The following is a 16255-nucleotide window of genomic DNA, read 5'->3' as shown; positions in this document are numbered from 1 at the left end:
AAGCCGGCACATGCAAGCTCAAGGCTCGCCAGTTCATGCGCCCCGCTCCAATCGCGCGCTAAATGCGCACAGGAAGCACTCACATTGCTTCTAGCGCTCCGAGAAATACGTCCACGACAGCCATAGTCTCCGCATGGCCCATTTGCACACCCAAGTGTTCTTCGCGATTGAGGGATAGACCGAGGCTGCTCGCGATGGTGGCGATAACTACCGGTGCCAAGCGCTGATCATTTGTCGCAGGCGGGAGGGCGGCGGTAATCGCATCCACCTGAATACGGCGGGACATCTCGATGAAGTTAATGACTTCACTCCGGAGATCCGGAATGCGGTGCGCAAGTGCTGTATATTCGGAGATAAGGCGAGCATCGTGGGAGTTATAGCAAAGCTGCCATAGCTCCCGCACAGATCGCTGCGACGCACTTGCGTCGCGCAGCCGCTGCAAGTCTCGCTCTGACGAGCGCTTGAACAGTGCGACGACAAGATCATCCATGGTGTGAAAATAGTAATAGACGAGGCGCTGCTTCACACCAATCCGCTCGGCGATGCGGCGCGAGGTCAACTCTGCATGGCCTTCCTCGCGGAGGATATTCTCCGCGCCGTCGAGCATCGTGTTCCAAACCTCTGAGCCTGGCGGGCCCATACGTCTAGCTGGTCCTGGCTTCGTCGTCGTCATCAATCCCTACCTTGAACATCGACCTAACCTGCCTGCATCCGAGCGTAAAGGTCGCGACATCCACCCCACTTGACACTACGACCAGCTTGCTAACAATATGACGAACAAAGATGGGAGAAAGCGATGGGCAACGATTCGGAGCGCCTTGCCGGCAAGGTCGCGATCGTCACTGGCGCAGGTCAAGGCATCGGCGAAGCGATTGCGATTGGTTTCGCGGCGGCGGGGGCGAAGGTGATCGTCACCGGCCGCACCGAGAGCAAATTGGACGAGGTCGTCGCGAAGATCTCAGCCAGCCGCGGCACAGCGATCGGCGTAGCGGCTCTCGCAGGCAACAAGGAGCATGCAGCGCTTACAGTCGAGCGCGCAATTGCCGAATGGGGCCGCGTCGACGTTTTGGTCAACAATGCACACACCTTCACCGACTACCTGCCTATCGAGGATCCCCGAATGGAAGAGAACTGCATGGTCGACATTCAGTCGGCCTTCTTTGGCTCTTTGCAACTTATGCAGCTTTGCCAGCCACACATGGTCAAGCAAGGCGGCGGCTCGATTATCAACATGGGCACTGGGTTTTCGATCCGCTGCGAACCCGGCTTTCTCGCCTATGCCGCTACCAAGGAAGCGGTCCGCGTGTTGACGAAGACCGCCGCGAAGGAGTGGGGCAAACACAAGATCCGGGTGAATACGGTGCTCCCGTCTGCACTGACACCCAAGTCGATCTGGTACCTGGAAGACAGCGGCACCTATGACCAGGAACTGGCCAAGGTCGCTCTGGGCCGTTTCGGCGAGCCTCAGGATATCGCACCGACAGCGATCTTCCTCGCTAGCGACGACTCCGCCTTTGTGACCGGTCAGACGATCGGCGTCGAAGGCGGGACGACGATGCTTTGACCGTCATGAGCATGGAGGCAAGGGTTGCCATCGTTACGGGCGCCGCATCCGGAATGGGGAAGGCGACAGCACTGCGCTTTGCCCGCGACGGTCACGCGGTGGGCCTCCTCGACATCGACGGTGATGGCGCAGATGCCGTCACCGCCGATATCATTGGGGCGGGCGGCAAGGCCGTCACCTTGAAGGCCGATTTGGCAGATCGAGGGCAAATCGAGGAAGCGGTGGCCAAGGCACGCGCCACGCTCGGTCCCGTCACGATCATCGTGAACAACGCTGCGCTCGAAAGTTTTGCGCCCGTCGCCGACATTGTCGACGCCGAGTGGGACAAGCTGATGAACGTCAACCTCAAGGGCGCCTTTCTCCTGATCCAAACGGTCCTGTCGGACATGGTCGCTGCCGGATGGGGTCGGATCATCAATGTGTCGGCCTTTGGCGCGCAAGTCGGGGCGCCGAATATGGCACTTTATACCGCAACCAAGGGCGGCGTGATCTCGATGACGCGCTCGATGGCGGTCGAACTTGGCCGGCAAGGCATCACGGTCAATTCGGTATCACCCGGCTTCATCGACACGCCGATGGCTCGACGCGCGATCGATGGTGATCTGTTCCCGGTCCCCTACGAACAGATCATCGCCAGCTATCCGATCCCCCGCCTCGGGCGCCCAGAAGAGATAGCCGCCGCATGCGCGTTCTTCGCCTCGGACGACGCCGGCTATGTCACGGGCCAGCTACTCGGCGTGAACGGCGGCACCGCCTTTTGACCGCGAGTATCAAGAGAGAAACACGCATGAAGAAGTTCATCGATCACGTGTGCTGCGTGCGCGGGATCCGGCGCCCCAAGAATATCCTGGGCCAGATCGCCGATATGAAACGCGTCAAACCGTTCGTCTCGGCTCAAGGAGGCTAAGCCGATGGCTGTCACCGATGTTTCGAGCCACCCGCTTGCAGACCTCATCTCGCTCAGAGGCCGCAGCGCCGTCGTTACCGGTGGTGCACAGGGGCTGGGCAAGGCAATAGCTCGGAGGCTCGCGGAAGCCGGCGCTTCGGTGCTAATTGGCGACCTCAAGGTCGGGCAGGCCGAAACCGCTGCCGTTGAACTCAGTGCGAGTTACGGCACCAAAGTGATCGCAGCCGGGCTCGACGTGACAGACAGCGCCTCGATTGCCGCCATGGGCGCGCTGGCCGTCCAGGAACTGGGCGGCGTCGACATCTGGGTGAACAACGCTGGGCTGTACCCCAACGTCAGCTTGTTCGAGATGACGGACGAGGCTTGGGACCAGGTAATGGCGGTGAACCTGCGCGGAGTGTTCGCCTCCTGCCGCGAGGCGGCGCGTCGCATGATCGACGCCGGCAATGGCGGCGTCCTGATCAACATCGTATCGACCGCCGGCTTCAGCGGTGTGGCACCAGGCGTAGCAGCCTACGTCGCATCGAAGCACGGGGTCCGCGGGCTCGTGCGTCAACTGGCGATCGAGCTCGCCCCCCACGACATCCGCGTGCTCGGCGTGGCTCCGACCTTTTGCGAGACCGAGGGCAATACGGCGGCGCTAGCCGCCCTGCCCGAGCGTGTGCGTCAGGAAATCTCCGCGACCTTAATGTCCAAGCTGGGTCGCGTCGGCGTTCCGGACGACATCGCCCGTGTTGTCCTCTTTGCCGCCTCAGACATGGCGGCTTTCATGACCGGCAGCACCCTGCTCGCCGATGCTGGTGAGGTGGCCTGAACCAATGACCGACTTCTCACAAACCGATATCTACACCGACGTTTCGCTCGTCGACGATCCCTGGGCCTACTTCGAATATCTGCGTGACCAAGGGCCCATCGCGCGACTTCCGCATCGAAACGTGCTGGCGGTTACGGGCTTCGAGGAGGCGCTGGCAATCTACGCCGACACGGCGAGCTTCTCGTCAGTCAACGCGGTGACCGGCCCCCTCCCCGACCTGCCCTTCTCACCCAACGGCGATGACATCGCGCGAGCTGTCGCCGATTATCGCCCGCAGATCCCCTTCGGGCTGGAGGTTGCCGGGCTAGACGCACCGCTTCATGGCCCGATGCGATCGCTTCTGATGCCGCTGTTTACACCGGCCAGGCTCAAGGCGATGGCGCCCAAGTTTCGCGCCGTGGCAGACGAACTGATCGGTCGCTTCCCTGCGTCCGGCTCGGTGGAGTTTATCGGCGACTACGCCAATCCACTTGCGACGCTGATCATCACCGAACTGCTCGGTATTCCGGCTGAGGATCGGCCGATCTTCCTGGAGGCGTTCGGCCAGGGAACGCCCGCAGAAATCGGCGCCTCGGTAGCGGACATCGCAAACAATCCACTAGTGGCGATGGGCATGCGGATTGCAGGCTACATCGCAGAACGCCGGGCCGAGCCACGCGAGGATCTGCTCACCCAGCTTGCTCTGTCGCGCTTTCCTGACGGATCGGAGCCGACTCTCGAAGAAGCGGCGCGCGTCGCATGCTTCCTGTTCGGCGCGGGTCAAGACACCACCGTCAAACTGCTCGGCAATTCCTTGCGCTTGCTGGCCGAGCGGCAAGACCTTCAGGCGAAGGTACGCGCTGAGCCGACGCGTGTACCTGATTTCGTTGAGGAGATGCTGCGCTACGAAGGGTCGATCCGCGCAAGCCACCGGTTGTGTCAGCGCTCGACCGAGGTTTGCGGCTATCCTATTCAGGCCGGCACGACGGTCTGGATCGCGAATCTTGCCGTCAACCGAGACCCTCGGCGTTTCGCAGACCCGAACACCTTTGACATGGACAGGCCTAAGCTGCGGGAACACCTTGCATTTGGACGTGGCACGCACACTTGCGCCGGCGCCCCGCTCGCTCGCGCCGAGACGCGGCTGAGCCTTGAACTTCTTCTTGAACGATTCGCCACCATCACCGTCGATGAGGGCAGGCATGGGCCCGAAGGCGCGCGGGTGTTCCACTACGAAAACAGCTACGTCCTACGCGGCCTTTCGGAGCTGCACCTGCGTCTCGAAGAGGCGCGCTAAAACGGCGTGAACTGAATGTGCAATTCGGCAAGACTGCGAAAGGTGTAGGTCGGCTCGAAGCGATAGCGACGCTCGGCTTCGGGCCCGTGATGGTCCTCGGAAATGCGAATGTCCGTTACCCGCGCCAGCAGGCGCTCAATGGCGATCCGTGCTTCCATGCGACCGAGCGGCGCCCCCAAACAGCCATGAACACCGCGACCAAAGCCCATGTGGTCGCGCACGTGTGGCCGGTCGATGTCGAAGCATTCGGGATGCTCGAAGTGCGTTGGGTCGTTGCTGGCGGCGTTGTAGCAGACGGTGAGGATCGTGCCTGCGGACACCTCGACCTCACCCAACCTCGTGTCCGCAAGCGCGAGGCGATAGGCGACCTTCACTGGCGCATCGTAGCGCAGCACTTCCTCGATGAAGTCCGGTATGCGCGCGGGCTCCGCCTGCAAGCGCTGCTGCAGCGACTTGTTCTCACCCAAGATCAGGATTGCCATCGCGATCAGCCGCGATGTCGTATCCTGACCCGCGCCGAACAGGAAGCGTGCGAGACCCGACACGATATCGAAATCCGGTGTCGACCCGTCTTTGAACTTCGCATGGATGAGATCTGACATGAGATCGCCTCGTGGATTGTCGAGCCGATCGCGCAGGTATTCATCAAAGCGCGGCTTCATGAAGATCAACGGATCTGGGCCGACCTTGTGAACGGCATCGCCGTCGATCTGGCTCGGCGGCGCGCCGATTAACTCGAGCAGTTCGGCCCGGTCGTCCTCAGGAATGCCCATAAGATCGGAGATGGCGTAGATGGTCGTAGCGTGCGCATACTGGGACACGACGGAGCACTGGCCTGTGCTGATGAACCGATCGATCAGCCGGTCGGCCAGGCTGTTCAGATACTCCTCGTTCTGCTTCAGGCGCTTGTACGTAAGTAAGCTTCCCAGCAGCATGCGATGCTCCTGGTGGCGCTTACCGTCCATGCAGACGAGATGATCGGACCATGGCAGTTCGCCTCGATGCGCGTCCAACTGGCTACGGATGTCGCTGCCCTGCGGGGTGAACGGCAGCCCTGGAATCGGACCGACCACCGAGCAGGCGTTTGAGAACAGGCCCGTCTTGTCGTTGAGGATTTCAAGAGCCTCGGCAAAGCCAGTGACCATCAGCGTACCGTGATAGACCTCGCGCTTGATTGGCCCTTGCGAGCGCATGAGGTCGAAATAGCTTTTCGAATCAGTGATCACATCTGGATCGCTGAAGAAATCGGGCGCTGATGTGATCATGGGTAAACCCGGCTCTTATTCACGGAATGCCCTGTTGCAACCGTGCTCGTCATTATGTTAGCAGGCAGCTAGCACGGTTGTAAATGCCGAGGCGAGTGGGAGGACGTCATGAGCGAAGCGGCGACGAGCGCGTTCCATAAAGTGGCGTCGGGCCTCTATCTTGAGGGACTGGCAATAGACCTCGCGCGGGATGTCATATGGTACAGCGACGTGATCGCCGGCGGCATCCATGGCGCAAAGCCGGACGGCACAAAGGTCAGCTCGTTCAACGAAGGTCGCATGTGGACCGGCGGCGTGATGATGAACCATGACGGCGCGGTCTTGTCGACGGGCGCAGGCGGGATCATGTGGAACCACCCCGAGACCGGCAAAGCCGGCTGGCTGCTCGACCGCCTAGATGGTCAGCCGATCAACGGCATCAACGAGATGATCCCCGACGGTACAGGAGGCATATTCTTCGGCACCAACGACATTGAGATGGTAATCGAAGGGCAACCGACCCGCCCCACCGAAATTTGGCGACTGACCGCGGACCGCCGAGCCATCAAACTCGCCGACGGGATCGGCTTCACGAACGGCATGGCTTACGATGCCGAACGGCGCCGGTTCTACTGCAATGATACTTTCCTTGGCACCTGGGCGTTCGATGTGGCGGACGACCTGACGCTGCACAATCGCCAGCTGTTCCTTGCAAAGGAAGATGCCGACGGCATGGCACTCGATGCAAAGGGCAACCTGTGGGTGACCGGTTTCCGCTCAGACTTCTGCACTCGCATTGCGCCCGATGGGACCACGCTCGACCGCTTTGAGACGCCTGCCGGGTCCATTACCCAGCTGCGTTTCGGTGGCACGGACGTGCGTGATCTCTATCTCAACTCGGTGCCGGCAGACGGCGGCGACACCTTGAAGGAGGGCGGTGAGATCACCGCGCAAAACTCCTTCCTCTTGCGCGGCCGGTCCGACTTCCCCGGGCTTCCCATCCCACCTGCCCGCTTTGATCTGTCGAAAGGATAACCCATGTCCGAGCAAGCTCCCGTTGTTCTCGTTACCGGCGCAAGTCGCGGTGCGGGTAGAGGTATTGCCGTCGCGCTCGGCGCGCATGGCTGCACGGTCTACGTCACTGGCCGGTCGAAAGCGTCAGGCGACCACCCTCTACCGGGAACGATCTACGAGACCGCCGATGCCGTGACCCAAGCCGGCGGTAAAGGCATCGGCGTGGCTTGCGATCACGCCGACGATGCGCAGGTCGCAGCGCTATTCGCCCAGATCAAGAACGAGCAGGGCCGTCTTGACGTGCTCGTGAACAATGCGGCGGCGGTGTATGACGAGCTGACCATGCCCGGTAATTTCTGGGAAAAGCCGCTGAAGCTTGCCGACATGATCGATGTCGGCATTCGCAGCAGCTACGTCGCCTCCTGGTATGCCGCGCCGATCATGACGAAGCAGGACAAGGCACTGATTGTCTTCACCTCAGCCTCAGGCGCGGTGCACTACTCGTTCGGCGCGGCTTACGGCGCGCACAAGGCCAGTCTCGACAAAATGGCTCATGACATGTCGGTCGATTTCGCCGAGGCCAAAAGCCATGTTGCTGCGGTTTCCATCTGGATGGGTGCCGTGCTCACCGAAAGACTTAAGATGGTCATTGCCTCCGATCGCGAAAAGTTTGGATCGTTGGAAGGCATATCGGAAAGCCCTGGGTTCACCGGAGATCTCATCTGGGCGCTATTCAACGATCCTGCACTGGCGCAGAAGTCGGGCAAGACCTTCATCGGTGCCGAACTGGGCCGGGAGTACGGCGTCACCGATCAGGGCCGCCAGCAGCCCTCCTATCGCGACACCCATGGCTCTGTGCCGTTCACCTATCAGCCGACGATCATCCGCTGATATTATGCCCATAGACACTGACACGCGCCGCCAAATCGAGACACGTCACGATGACGTGCTCGGCCAGCCACCTCGCATTGCTCCCGTAGACCGCCAAGTCGCAGCCGCTCAGGTCCAGGAGACCACCCGGCAGCTGATCGTCGGCGTTGGCGGCCCCGCCGACATGCCGCTACCGCCGGTCGACGCCATCCCGGAAATCATGTTCACGCTTTGCCGCTTTCCCACGCTGTGGCAGGCGGTGATGGACGTGACCGTGCCACTACAAGGGCCAGCGAGTACCCTGCCGCCGCGTGACCGCAAGCTGGCCATCTTGCGCACGGGTTGGCTTTGTGCGGCTCCCTACGAGTTCGGCGAGCATGTCGCGCAGGCCAAACGCCTCGGCTTCAGCGAAGACGAGATTGAAGCTACCACAACTGGCTCGATCGCTGCGCGATGGGACGAGCATGAGCGCGCGATCCTGAAAGCGGTCGAGGAACTGCACGAAAATGCGATGGTCAGCGACCGGACATGGAACAGGCTCGCTCAGCGCTTCGACGAGCAGCAGATGTTCGAACTCCTGATCTTGATTGGGCAATTCACCGCTACAGCTTATTTCCAGAACTCGCTGCGCTTACGGCTTGAAGCAAACAATGCGGGCTTGGCGGCGCGCTGATCGGAGAGGGAACATGAGCGAAGACATCGACATAGCTGAGCTGAAGGCGACCGTTCGGCTTCTGAAGGATCGCCAAGACATCCTGGATGTCATCGTGCGCGAATCCCGAGGGCGCGACCGCCACGATGCCGAACTCACCGCGAGCTGCTACTGGCCCGAGGGCGCGGACGAGCATGGCCCGGTTCCGTTTCCCGCAACTGCATACCCTGAGATCGCCAACAAGGGCCACGCGGCGGCTTTCGGAATGAACCAACACAACCTGGCCAATCATACCTGCGAGATCGACGGCGAAATCGCATACTGCGAGACTTACGTCGTTGGCACGATGCTGTCACATGATGGCCTGACCTGCACGATCGCGGCCGGCCGCTATATGGATCAGCTGGAGAAACGGAGCGGCGAATGGCGCATCATGTGGCGCCGTTCAACCGTCGAGACCGCTATGCAGGGCGATGCCTCCTGGCTACACACGCAGTCGGTCAAGGGCTTTCTCAAGGGCACGCGTGACCGCGAGGACCTTTCTTACCAGAGGCCAATTGTGATTGGCGGACCGGGTGCGCACTGGTGAGCCTATTAAGCAAGAGAGCAACCGCAACAAGGCACCAATAAAACTGATCGACGGCTCGAGCGGGTCAGGGCGATCCAGCGTCAGCGACCTTAAAGCACTTTGCACACCTGAGATAACTAAGCTGCCGCATGGGCCTACACGGATCGTCAAACCCAGGGACATCAGCCTCCTCTGCAATCCAATAGTCGGTTGCGTACTCGTGAAGCAGGTGTACGCTCGCGCATCCTTGACCACTGCGGCGCGCTACCGCCAACTGTGCACACTAGATTGAGATGAACGAGCGGCGGCGTTCGGGCACGCCGTCGTGCCACCTGGATGATTGGAATGAAGGGCGATCAGTTCCGACGCTGTTTCGTCAACGAACGGCAGCTTGCTCAACTCGGCGCACATAAGAAACACCAAATAGGCTCTGATCGGCTAGATCGACAGCAACCAACGCGAAGGTTCACCAGCGATCGCCGGAGTGCGTGATCTACATTGCGGCTAAATCTATGACACGCTTGCTCTATCTCTGATATCTTCTCAAGTTTCAATGCTATTTGCATTACGGCGTCTCCGCCAGCGGCGCTCGTATCGGCTTGATTCTGCTTGATATATTTGGAGCGTCGCCCGGGCTCCCGCCACGGGCCAGCCGAGCCAAGGTCCCTGCCGATGCCGGGAACGGTGTGGCAGCCCCGGGAGGACGTTTTGTCCTGCTTACTCGGAAGGGGCGAGGAAGGCCAAACCCAGAGCGTCCTCGTCTGCTGTCACGGCGGCGAGCTCGGCTTTCGCGGCGGCAATCCGCGCCTGCGCCTCGATCAGCTTCACTTCCGCGTTAGTGGCGTTCTCCTCGCGCTGGTTGACCAGGAAGAAATCGCTCGAGCCCAGCTCGAAGCGGCGGCGTTCGGCGACTGCCAGTCGTTGCGCAAGAACCTGCTCCCGGGCGCTTGTGTCCACAAGCTGGTTCGCAGTTTCCACTTCGATGCCGATGGCCATAACCTCCACCCGTATCTTTTCCGCCAGGAACTGCTGCTTGACCGTCAGCTCTTCGATCTTGGCCTGGCTTTCGGCCAGCTTGCCCTTCGCCTTGCGGTTCTGCAGCGGGACCTTGAACGTCACGCCGACAATCATCTCAAGCGGCGTGCGACTGGGGCCGCCAAGCCCCTCACGCCCGACATCCTTGGCCACCTCACCGCTCAGATCCAGCCGCGGCTTCAGATCGTTGCGCGCAAGCGCCAACTTGATGGTGGCCTTGTCGATCTCTTCCAGCAGGATCGCGAAATCGGGGCGGCCTTCCAGATTGAAGGCGGGATCGATCCGGATCCCATCGAGCGCGGTCGCGTCATCGGGCAAGCGGGATTCATCGACGACGATCGGGGTTCCTGCGGCATCGCGATAATAGAGCGAAAGCTTTACCGCCGCTGCGTCGAAACTCTGCCTGGCTTCGATGACGAGGGCTTCGCGCTTGACGAGGTTGGCCTCGTTCTCGGTCAGCAGGATCGATGCCTTGGCGCCCAGCCTGACCTGGCGTTCGATGCCGTAAGTCCGCTCCTGTGCAAGCGACAGCAGCGCCTCGTATGCGCTCAGCTTCAAGCCGGCGGCGACCCATTTCTGATAGGCGTCCACAGCCCGGGCCTGAACGCCGATGCCGGTCGCCTTCGTCTCGAAGCGGGCAATATCGATATCGTTAGCGGCAAGTTGAAACTCTGATCGGCGCGCATCGATAACCCGATCGCGCAGCAGCGAATAGAGGGCGCCGATCTTCACTTCGCCCAACCGGTTGGTGTAAGCCTTGTCCTCGTAGATCGGGAAATCGCCGCGAGAGGCGCGATACTGGCTGTAGACATAGCCGCCGTTGCCCATGAGCGGCTGCTCGGCCTTGCCGGCCAGCTCCGTACCATCATAGTAGCCAGCGACACGGCTGCGTCCCTCCAACGCGAAAACGGTGTCGAATGCCCCTTGCGCGGTCAATGCCCTGGCTTCGGCCTGACGCGTGCGCGCCAGCGCGGCGATGATGTCCGGCGCCGAGCGGGCCGACGATCGCAGCACCGCCTGCAACGTCAGCGGACCATCGGCGTCCGCCACTCGTGACGATGCGGTGCCCTGCTGCCCCCACGCCACCATGGGCGTGGCGGCGATCAGCAGCGCTGCCAATCCCGACGCGATGCGCATGGCTATTTCTTCTTCTTTTCTATCGAGCTTTTCTCGGCCTTTTCCTGGGGTTTCTGGGCAACTTCGTCCTGGCCGTAGTTCAAGGGAAAATCGTTGAGTTGGCGCCACAGTTCATACCCAACGGTAACGTTGTCGCCCTGAATCCAGCCGAGCACCTTGCCGCCCTGGCGCACGAAGCGCCGCTCTGGCCAGGCTGGAGTGCCGGGTCTGGGCTCGACCAGCACGCGGAACAGCCCGTCGGGTCGCGGCGTCGGATCGACCGATCGCACCTGGCCATCGTAGATGCCCACAGCGAAGGCGGGCCAGCCGCTGAACTGAAAGGCCGGGAAGCCTTCGAACTCCAGCCGCACCGGTCGTCCCTGATCGACCAGCGGCAAGTCGCGGCCATCGACATAGAGTTCCACCGCACGCTCGATCTGTTCGGGTGCGATCGTCGCCAGCACGGTCCCTGCAGAAATCAGCGCACCGCCCGCGGCGGCGTTTAGGTTCTGCACCCGGCCACTGCGAGGAGCCGTCACCAACTGGGCCGATTCCCGCCTCTGGCGCACCTCGAGCTGCTTCAGTTTCGCGCGCGCCTCGGCCAGTTTCGCATTCGCGTCGGCGACCTTGATCTGCGTCTGCTCGTAATCCCTGCGCGCGGCGAGCCCTTCGGCGTAGAGCTGGGCGGTACGGCCGACGTCGATGGAGGCAACCGCCCGCGCCTGTTCGATCGCGGCGATCTGCGCCACGAGCTCGGCCTTTTCAGCGGCGATGCGCTCCAAGAAATTCGGATCGACATCCACGACCTGAACGATCGGCTGGCCGGCTTCCACGAGTTGGCCGTCACGCACGAAGAACCGCTGGATGCGGCCCTCGATCAGTGAGGTGACCTGCTGGGGCCGGTCCTCCGGGTCGAGCGAGATGACCTGACCACCGCCCTGCGCCGTTTGCCGCCATGGGACGAAGAGGATGGCGATCACCAGGCACAGGCCGATCACGATCAGCCACGTCACGACGATGACGACCCGCGGCGGCCTCAGCCCGGCCAGAGACGGGAAATGCGTGAGCTGCGTCTGGCTGATCGTCACGCCTTGCCCTCCTGCGCTTCGAGGAAGCGCACAAATTCGGCGTGGTCCTTGAAGCGATGCTGCGCCTGTGCCCCCAGCCACATGCAGCTGTCGACCTCCAGGGCATCCGGGCGGGCAGTGAACAGTAGGACGGTCGTTCCGTGGTTGCGCAATGCCTTCAGCGTGTCTTGCAGCGGCGCGGCGGGCACCATGTCATAGAGTTGGGAGAGCAACAGCACCTTTGGCCGGCTGAGCAGGGCAGCCGCTACTTTCAGCTGCATGACCTCCACGATCGAAAGCGGAGACCCCGAGCTTGCCAGTTGCGTGTCCAGACCTTCCGGCAGGCTGGAGATGCGCGCTCCGAGGCCGACTTGTTCCAGCACCCTGATGATGCTGGCACCATCGTCGTTTCCTCCCGCCGCAAGCTTCAGATACTCGCGGATCGTGATGTCGACGATCGTCGGCCGGTTCAGCACCATCACGGCGGACCGCAGCAGGTACATATCGAAGCTGCCCAGGTCGCTCCCGCCGATCGTCACCAGCCCCCTGTCGGGATGGGCATGGCGTTTGAGCAGCAGTGCCACTTCGCCTTCGACGCCGGCATCGGCGACGATGGCAGTCTGCTCGCCGTCGCCCACCGCGAAGTCGAAGCGCGATGTGCCGCGGTGTACACCACGAAAACGGACCGATCCGTCGGGCGGCGCCTGCCCGCTGAGGCCGACCGGTTCCTGGGGAATGGCGAAGATCTGCGACAGCTCCTCGGAGCTTGCCACCAGATCGTAAAACGTATCGAGGTACCAGCCCAGCTGAAAGATCCCGTAGAAGACGCCGGACATGATCAGTTCGGCCGCGACCAGCTGACCGATCGACAACTGTCCGGCCAGAATGAGGCTGCCGCCCAGGGCAAGCAACGCCGCTGCGGCGAAGGCGTAAACCAGGAAGTATCCCAGCGCTTGCGCAAAGCTGTAGCGGAAGTAACGGCGATGGGCTCGGATGTAGTTGGCGGTTACCGCCTCCGATCTGTCCATGGCGAAATCGAGATGACGCGCCGATTTGTAGAAGCCGTTCGACGCACCGACGCTTTCCAGCCATTGCGCCGCCTCATGCTTGGCATGCGAGAGTCCTACCGCACCCGTGATCGCGCCGCGGCGCCAGACGATCCAGATCAGCAGGCAGATTGTGATCAGGACAAGATTGAATGCCAGGAAAAAGGGATGATAGAAGCTGGTGACGATCAGGCCGACCGCCCCTTGCAGGATGATGGTGAAGCCGTTGATCACCAGGCTCGGCACCGCCTTCTGGACGATGACCATGTCGAAATAGCGATTGAACAGGCTGCCCCTGCTGTCATCGGCGAAAAACGGGTTTTGCGCGTGGACTGCCCGCACGGTGACCTCGGCGACCACCCGCGCGAAGATCCGACGCTCGAACATCGCCAGCAGATAGATGCGCAAGGCACTCAGGCCGGCAACCAGCAGCAGCAGGGCGAGCAGCACCCCCGAAAGAATCCACAGCGGGGCGGCGAGCGCTGTGCGTGCGACTGAGTTGATCAGCAACTGAACCGAAATCGGTGTCGCCAGCGAGAGGAGCGTTATGGCAGTCGTATAGACGATGCCAACCTTGATATAGCCCTTGTCGGGCCCGATTATCTCACCCAGCCATGCGGCGGCATGCCGCAAGCCCGAACGTTCTCCCGCCAATCTTGCGACCCCATGAATTCGACAGTTACACCTACAAACAAGGTGCTCCTTCGAACAATCCCTTTATGCTGCGGCGCAACATTTCGTCACCTTGGTCTTTGACATACTCGATCAGGCAAATCTTGGCCGCGCTGGGCGGCGTCGCGCAAAGCTTCGCGCAGCTCTTCATCGCGCGACTGGGTGTCGCTACTATGACGAACTCCTGGCCGAGGACTGCACTTTGCACGAGCCGCAGTCTCTGCCCTACGGCGGCGTCTATCGTGGCAAAGCGGCATTCCGCAAGGCACTGGTGCGCGTTCTGGCCACCTGGGCAGACCTTGATTTCACCATCGTCAATTATGCCGCCGGGGGAGACGAGGTCATCGTGCACATCTACCTGAGCGGCGCTGGCGCGCGTACCGGGCGCAGCTTCGGGATGCAGGTGCTTGAGTTATGGCGGCTGCGCGATGGCAAGATCGTCGAGTTACGGCCGTTCCTGTTTGACAGCGGACGCATGGCCTGGGCTCATGGCGATTGCCCTCCATTTCACGCTGTGGACCAAGATCACCCCTCATGACCGCTGACACCTCATCCTGGATCGATACCGTGCGGGGAGACGAGACCGGGCTTGTCATCCCCGCTCATCCGCAAGCCTTGCTGGACATGGGCGTCGACTTTCTCACGCGCGGCTTCCAAGCGTTCGGCGCGCTGGAGGCCGACAACCGCGTGACCCGCCTTTCCGCCCGGGCGTGCCCCGGAGGAAGCACCGGGCAGAAGCTGCTGCTAGATGTCGAATACCTGCATCCGGGTGCTCACCTGCACCAGAACCTGTTCGTCAAGTTCTCTCGTGACTTCACCGACCTCGTACGAGACACGCGGGGCAAGTACGAGATGCAGACGGAAATCCGCCTTGCGGAGCTCTCTCGGCTGGACGCATTCCCGATCGCCGTGCCCCGCCCGTACTTCGCCGATTATCAGGCAACCAGCAAGACCGGCCTGCTGATCACGCAATGCATCCCATTCGGCGAAGGCGAGGTGGAGCCGCACTATCCCAAGTGCATGGATCACCGACTGGAATCGCCCGAGGCCTACTACCACACCATCGTGACCAACCTCGCGCGACTTTCTGGCACGCATCGCGCCGGGCTCCTCTCCCCGCAGGTTGAAGCACTCTTTCCGTACGATCGCGAAGCGTCCATTGCCGCCACGCGCATCGGCCGAGACAGTTCGGAACTCGCGCGGGACATCGTCGCGCTCAAGAGTTTTGTCCTGGAGCATCCGCGGCTTGTGCCGACACACTTGCGCTCACCGATGTTCCTGTCCAGGTTTGCACGGCAGGCCCTTCGCTTCCATGCTCACCAGGATGCGATTGCCCGCTTCCTGCAGAGCGATCCGCAGTTCGTAGCGATGTGCCACTGGAACGCGAATATCGACAACGCATGGTTCTGGCGCGACCCTTCCGGCGAGCTGAAATGCGGGCTGCTGGACTGGGGACACGCGGGCCAGATGAACGTCGCCTTCGCGCTGTGGGGCTCGATCAGCGCCGCGCACCAGGATGTTTGGCAGATCCATCTCGATAGTCTGATAGAGCGGTTCATGACCGTGCTGCACGAAAGCGGCGGTCCCTTGCTGAAGCGAGAGGCATTGCGCCTGCATCTGCTGAGCTACGTCGGTTTGATGGGGCTTGGTTATTTTCTCCAGAGCCCCGACCGTATCCTGCGTCAGTTCCCGACGATCGCGGATGCGAGCGGCCCACGCGATCCGGCATTCGGCCAACACGATAGCGCGCGCAATCAGCTGCATATTCTGACCATGTTCCTCGACCTGTGGTCCCGTAACGATTTCGACCGCGTCATCGACGACGTTCTTCGCTCCCAAGCTGATCCCCGGCCCGAACGGCCCGACACGGAAGTTCTCAACCATGCGAAACATTGATGCCGACGCCGCGCTGACGATGGTTGTGCTCGAACAGATGCTGGTCGATTACTGGCGCGAAGTGGACTTCAATGGTGCCGCTGGGGCAGTCGACTACTTCACCCAGGACGTGATCGGTGATTTCGGCGCCATCAAGTTCACCGGGCACGATGGTGTGCGGCAGTTCTATGCCGATCGGGCAGCCAAGATCGCGCGGGACCAGAAGGACGGCGTGCGCACCACACGTCATGTCTACCATAACCTCCAGATCGTCTTGCATGATACTGCCAGCGCCACGCTCTCGTTCCTGATCGTCACCTTCGGCGGGGGCGGTCGTCCTCCCGTACTCGACGCCACACTTCCCGTCGCTATCTCGGACACGCGCATGGACTGCCGGCGCGAAGCGGACGGCGTGTGGCGTGTCCACGGCTTTTACGGCACCCCGGTGCTGCTCGGCGGCGAAGATTTCGCCAGGGCAAGCCTGATGGGCAAGCCGAGCTGATCCGGCCACTGGGGCAGGGTAGAGGAAAGACCG

General features: G+C 61.7%; 16 protein-coding genes. 11 read left to right on the top strand and 5 right to left on the bottom strand.

Annotation, left to right across the window (positions count from 1 at the left end; translation table 11 throughout):
* Nucleotides 1-79: 79 nt before the first annotated feature.
* Nucleotides 80-607, bottom strand: coding sequence for a TetR/AcrR family transcriptional regulator (locus HNO88_RS10170; RefSeq protein WP_246381500.1), 528 nt, complete (start codon nucleotides 605-607; stop codon nucleotides 80-82).
* A 189-nt stretch (nucleotides 608-796) separates the two neighbouring features.
* On the opposite strand from HNO88_RS10170, the gene HNO88_RS10165 reads away from it, so the two are divergent.
* From HNO88_RS10165 to HNO88_RS10150, 4 genes are all read left to right on the top strand, one after another.
* Complete coding sequence (locus tag HNO88_RS10165) at nucleotides 797-1564, top strand: SDR family NAD(P)-dependent oxidoreductase (protein ID WP_184244691.1); 768 nt, start codon at nucleotides 797-799, stop codon at nucleotides 1562-1564.
* A gap of 5 nt (nucleotides 1565-1569) precedes the next feature.
* Nucleotides 1570-2325, top strand: coding sequence for an SDR family NAD(P)-dependent oxidoreductase (locus HNO88_RS10160; RefSeq protein WP_184244689.1), 756 nt, complete (start codon nucleotides 1570-1572; stop codon nucleotides 2323-2325).
* 150 nt (nucleotides 2326-2475) lie between these two features.
* A complete protein-coding gene (locus HNO88_RS10155; protein WP_184244687.1) occupies nucleotides 2476-3285 on the top strand; it encodes an SDR family NAD(P)-dependent oxidoreductase in 810 nt (269 codons plus the stop codon).
* A gap of 328 nt (nucleotides 3286-3613) precedes the next feature.
* Entirely contained in the window at nucleotides 3614-4561 is a 948-nt protein-coding gene (locus tag HNO88_RS10150) for a cytochrome P450 (RefSeq protein WP_246381498.1), read from the top strand.
* Here HNO88_RS10150 and HNO88_RS10145 read toward each other — a convergent pair.
* Nucleotides 4558-5826 carry a cytochrome P450 gene (locus tag HNO88_RS10145; protein WP_184244683.1) on the bottom strand — a complete coding sequence of 423 codons (1269 nt, stop codon included), beginning with the start codon at nucleotides 5824-5826 and terminating at the stop codon, nucleotides 4558-4560. The two genes, HNO88_RS10150 and HNO88_RS10145, sit on opposite strands and share 4 nt — an antisense overlap.
* Before the next feature lie 108 nt (nucleotides 5827-5934).
* Here HNO88_RS10145 and HNO88_RS10140 point away from each other — a divergent pair, with 108 nt between their 5' ends.
* Genes HNO88_RS10140 through HNO88_RS10125 form a run of 4 tightly spaced genes read left to right on the top strand, consistent with a single transcriptional unit; the run spans nucleotide 5935 to nucleotide 8930 of the window.
* Nucleotides 5935-6840 carry an SMP-30/gluconolactonase/LRE family protein gene (locus HNO88_RS10140; protein ID WP_184244681.1) on the top strand — a complete coding sequence of 302 codons (906 nt, stop codon included), beginning with the start codon at nucleotides 5935-5937 and terminating at the stop codon, nucleotides 6838-6840.
* A 3-nt stretch (nucleotides 6841-6843) separates the two neighbouring features.
* Entirely contained in the window at nucleotides 6844-7710 is an 867-nt protein-coding gene (locus HNO88_RS10135) for an SDR family NAD(P)-dependent oxidoreductase (protein WP_184244679.1), read from the top strand.
* A gap of 55 nt (nucleotides 7711-7765) precedes the next feature.
* Nucleotides 7766-8362 carry a carboxymuconolactone decarboxylase family protein gene (locus HNO88_RS10130; RefSeq protein WP_184244677.1) on the top strand — a complete coding sequence of 199 codons (597 nt, stop codon included), beginning with the start codon at nucleotides 7766-7768 and terminating at the stop codon, nucleotides 8360-8362.
* A gap of 13 nt (nucleotides 8363-8375) precedes the next feature.
* Nucleotides 8376-8930, top strand: a complete 555-nt coding sequence (locus HNO88_RS10125; RefSeq protein WP_184244675.1) for a nuclear transport factor 2 family protein — start codon at nucleotides 8376-8378, stop codon at nucleotides 8928-8930.
* 696 nt (nucleotides 8931-9626) lie between these two features.
* On the opposite strand, the gene HNO88_RS10120 is transcribed toward HNO88_RS10125, so the two are convergent.
* From HNO88_RS10120 to HNO88_RS10110, 3 genes are read right to left on the bottom strand one after another with little or no spacing between them, the layout of a single operon-like run.
* Nucleotides 9627-11081 carry a TolC family protein gene (locus HNO88_RS10120; RefSeq protein ID WP_184244673.1) on the bottom strand — a complete coding sequence of 485 codons (1455 nt, stop codon included), beginning with the start codon at nucleotides 11079-11081 and terminating at the stop codon, nucleotides 9627-9629.
* A 2-nt stretch (nucleotides 11082-11083) separates the two neighbouring features.
* Nucleotides 11084-12148, bottom strand: a complete 1065-nt coding sequence (locus tag HNO88_RS10115; protein WP_184244671.1) for an efflux RND transporter periplasmic adaptor subunit — start codon at nucleotides 12146-12148, stop codon at nucleotides 11084-11086.
* Nucleotides 12145-13827 (bottom strand): ABC transporter transmembrane domain-containing protein, encoded by a 1683-nt coding sequence (locus HNO88_RS10110; protein ID WP_184244669.1) that lies wholly within the window; start codon nucleotides 13825-13827, stop codon nucleotides 12145-12147. Before HNO88_RS10110 ends, HNO88_RS10115 begins: the two co-directional genes overlap by 4 nt.
* Nucleotides 13828-13918: 91 nt before the next feature.
* Here HNO88_RS10110 and HNO88_RS10105 point away from each other — a divergent pair, with 91 nt between their 5' ends.
* Genes HNO88_RS10105 through HNO88_RS10095 form a run of 3 tightly spaced genes read left to right on the top strand, consistent with a single transcriptional unit; the run spans nucleotide 13919 to nucleotide 16222 of the window.
* Entirely contained in the window at nucleotides 13919-14383 is a 465-nt protein-coding gene (locus tag HNO88_RS10105; RefSeq protein ID WP_281384003.1) for a nuclear transport factor 2 family protein, read from the top strand.
* Nucleotides 14380-15741 carry a hypothetical protein gene (locus HNO88_RS10100; protein ID WP_184244665.1) on the top strand — a complete coding sequence of 454 codons (1362 nt, stop codon included), beginning with the start codon at nucleotides 14380-14382 and terminating at the stop codon, nucleotides 15739-15741. The genes HNO88_RS10105 and HNO88_RS10100 overlap by 4 nt, the downstream gene beginning before the upstream one ends.
* Nucleotides 15728-16222 carry a nuclear transport factor 2 family protein gene (locus HNO88_RS10095; protein ID WP_184244663.1) on the top strand — a complete coding sequence of 165 codons (495 nt, stop codon included), beginning with the start codon at nucleotides 15728-15730 and terminating at the stop codon, nucleotides 16220-16222. The genes HNO88_RS10100 and HNO88_RS10095 overlap by 14 nt, the downstream gene beginning before the upstream one ends.
* The last annotated feature ends 33 nt before the right edge of the window (nucleotides 16223-16255 follow it).

It is taken from the genome of Novosphingobium chloroacetimidivorans (assembly GCF_014204535.1).
Taxonomy (GTDB): domain Bacteria; phylum Pseudomonadota; class Alphaproteobacteria; order Sphingomonadales; family Sphingomonadaceae; genus Novosphingobium; species Novosphingobium chloroacetimidivorans.
This window is presented reverse-complemented; position numbering and strand designations above follow the sequence as displayed.

What these genes read in the sequence shown, in the direction of transcription:
- HNO88_RS10170 (WP_246381500.1), bottom strand. Translation starts at nt 607, where the DNA reads ATGCTCGACGGCGCGGAGAATATCCTCCGCGAGGAAGGCCATGCAGAG.
- HNO88_RS10165 (WP_184244691.1), top strand. Translation starts at nt 797, where the DNA reads ATGGGCAACGATTCGGAGCGCCTTGCCGGCAAGGTCGCGATCGTCACT.
- HNO88_RS10160 (WP_184244689.1), top strand. Translation starts at nt 1,570, where the DNA reads ATGAGCATGGAGGCAAGGGTTGCCATCGTTACGGGCGCCGCATCCGGA.
- HNO88_RS10155 (WP_184244687.1), top strand. Translation starts at nt 2,476, where the DNA reads ATGGCTGTCACCGATGTTTCGAGCCACCCGCTTGCAGACCTCATCTCG.
- HNO88_RS10150 (WP_246381498.1), top strand. Translation starts at nt 3,614, where the DNA reads ATGCGATCGCTTCTGATGCCGCTGTTTACACCGGCCAGGCTCAAGGCG.
- HNO88_RS10145 (WP_184244683.1), bottom strand. Translation starts at nt 5,826, where the DNA reads ATGATCACATCAGCGCCCGATTTCTTCAGCGATCCAGATGTGATCACT.
- HNO88_RS10140 (WP_184244681.1), top strand. Translation starts at nt 5,935, where the DNA reads ATGAGCGAAGCGGCGACGAGCGCGTTCCATAAAGTGGCGTCGGGCCTC.
- HNO88_RS10135 (WP_184244679.1), top strand. Translation starts at nt 6,844, where the DNA reads ATGTCCGAGCAAGCTCCCGTTGTTCTCGTTACCGGCGCAAGTCGCGGT.
- HNO88_RS10125 (WP_184244675.1), top strand. Translation starts at nt 8,376, where the DNA reads ATGAGCGAAGACATCGACATAGCTGAGCTGAAGGCGACCGTTCGGCTT.
- HNO88_RS10120 (WP_184244673.1), bottom strand. Translation starts at nt 11,081, where the DNA reads ATGCGCATCGCGTCGGGATTGGCAGCGCTGCTGATCGCCGCCACGCCC.
- HNO88_RS10100 (WP_184244665.1), top strand. Translation starts at nt 14,380, where the DNA reads ATGACCGCTGACACCTCATCCTGGATCGATACCGTGCGGGGAGACGAG.
- HNO88_RS10095 (WP_184244663.1), top strand. Translation starts at nt 15,728, where the DNA reads ATGCGAAACATTGATGCCGACGCCGCGCTGACGATGGTTGTGCTCGAA.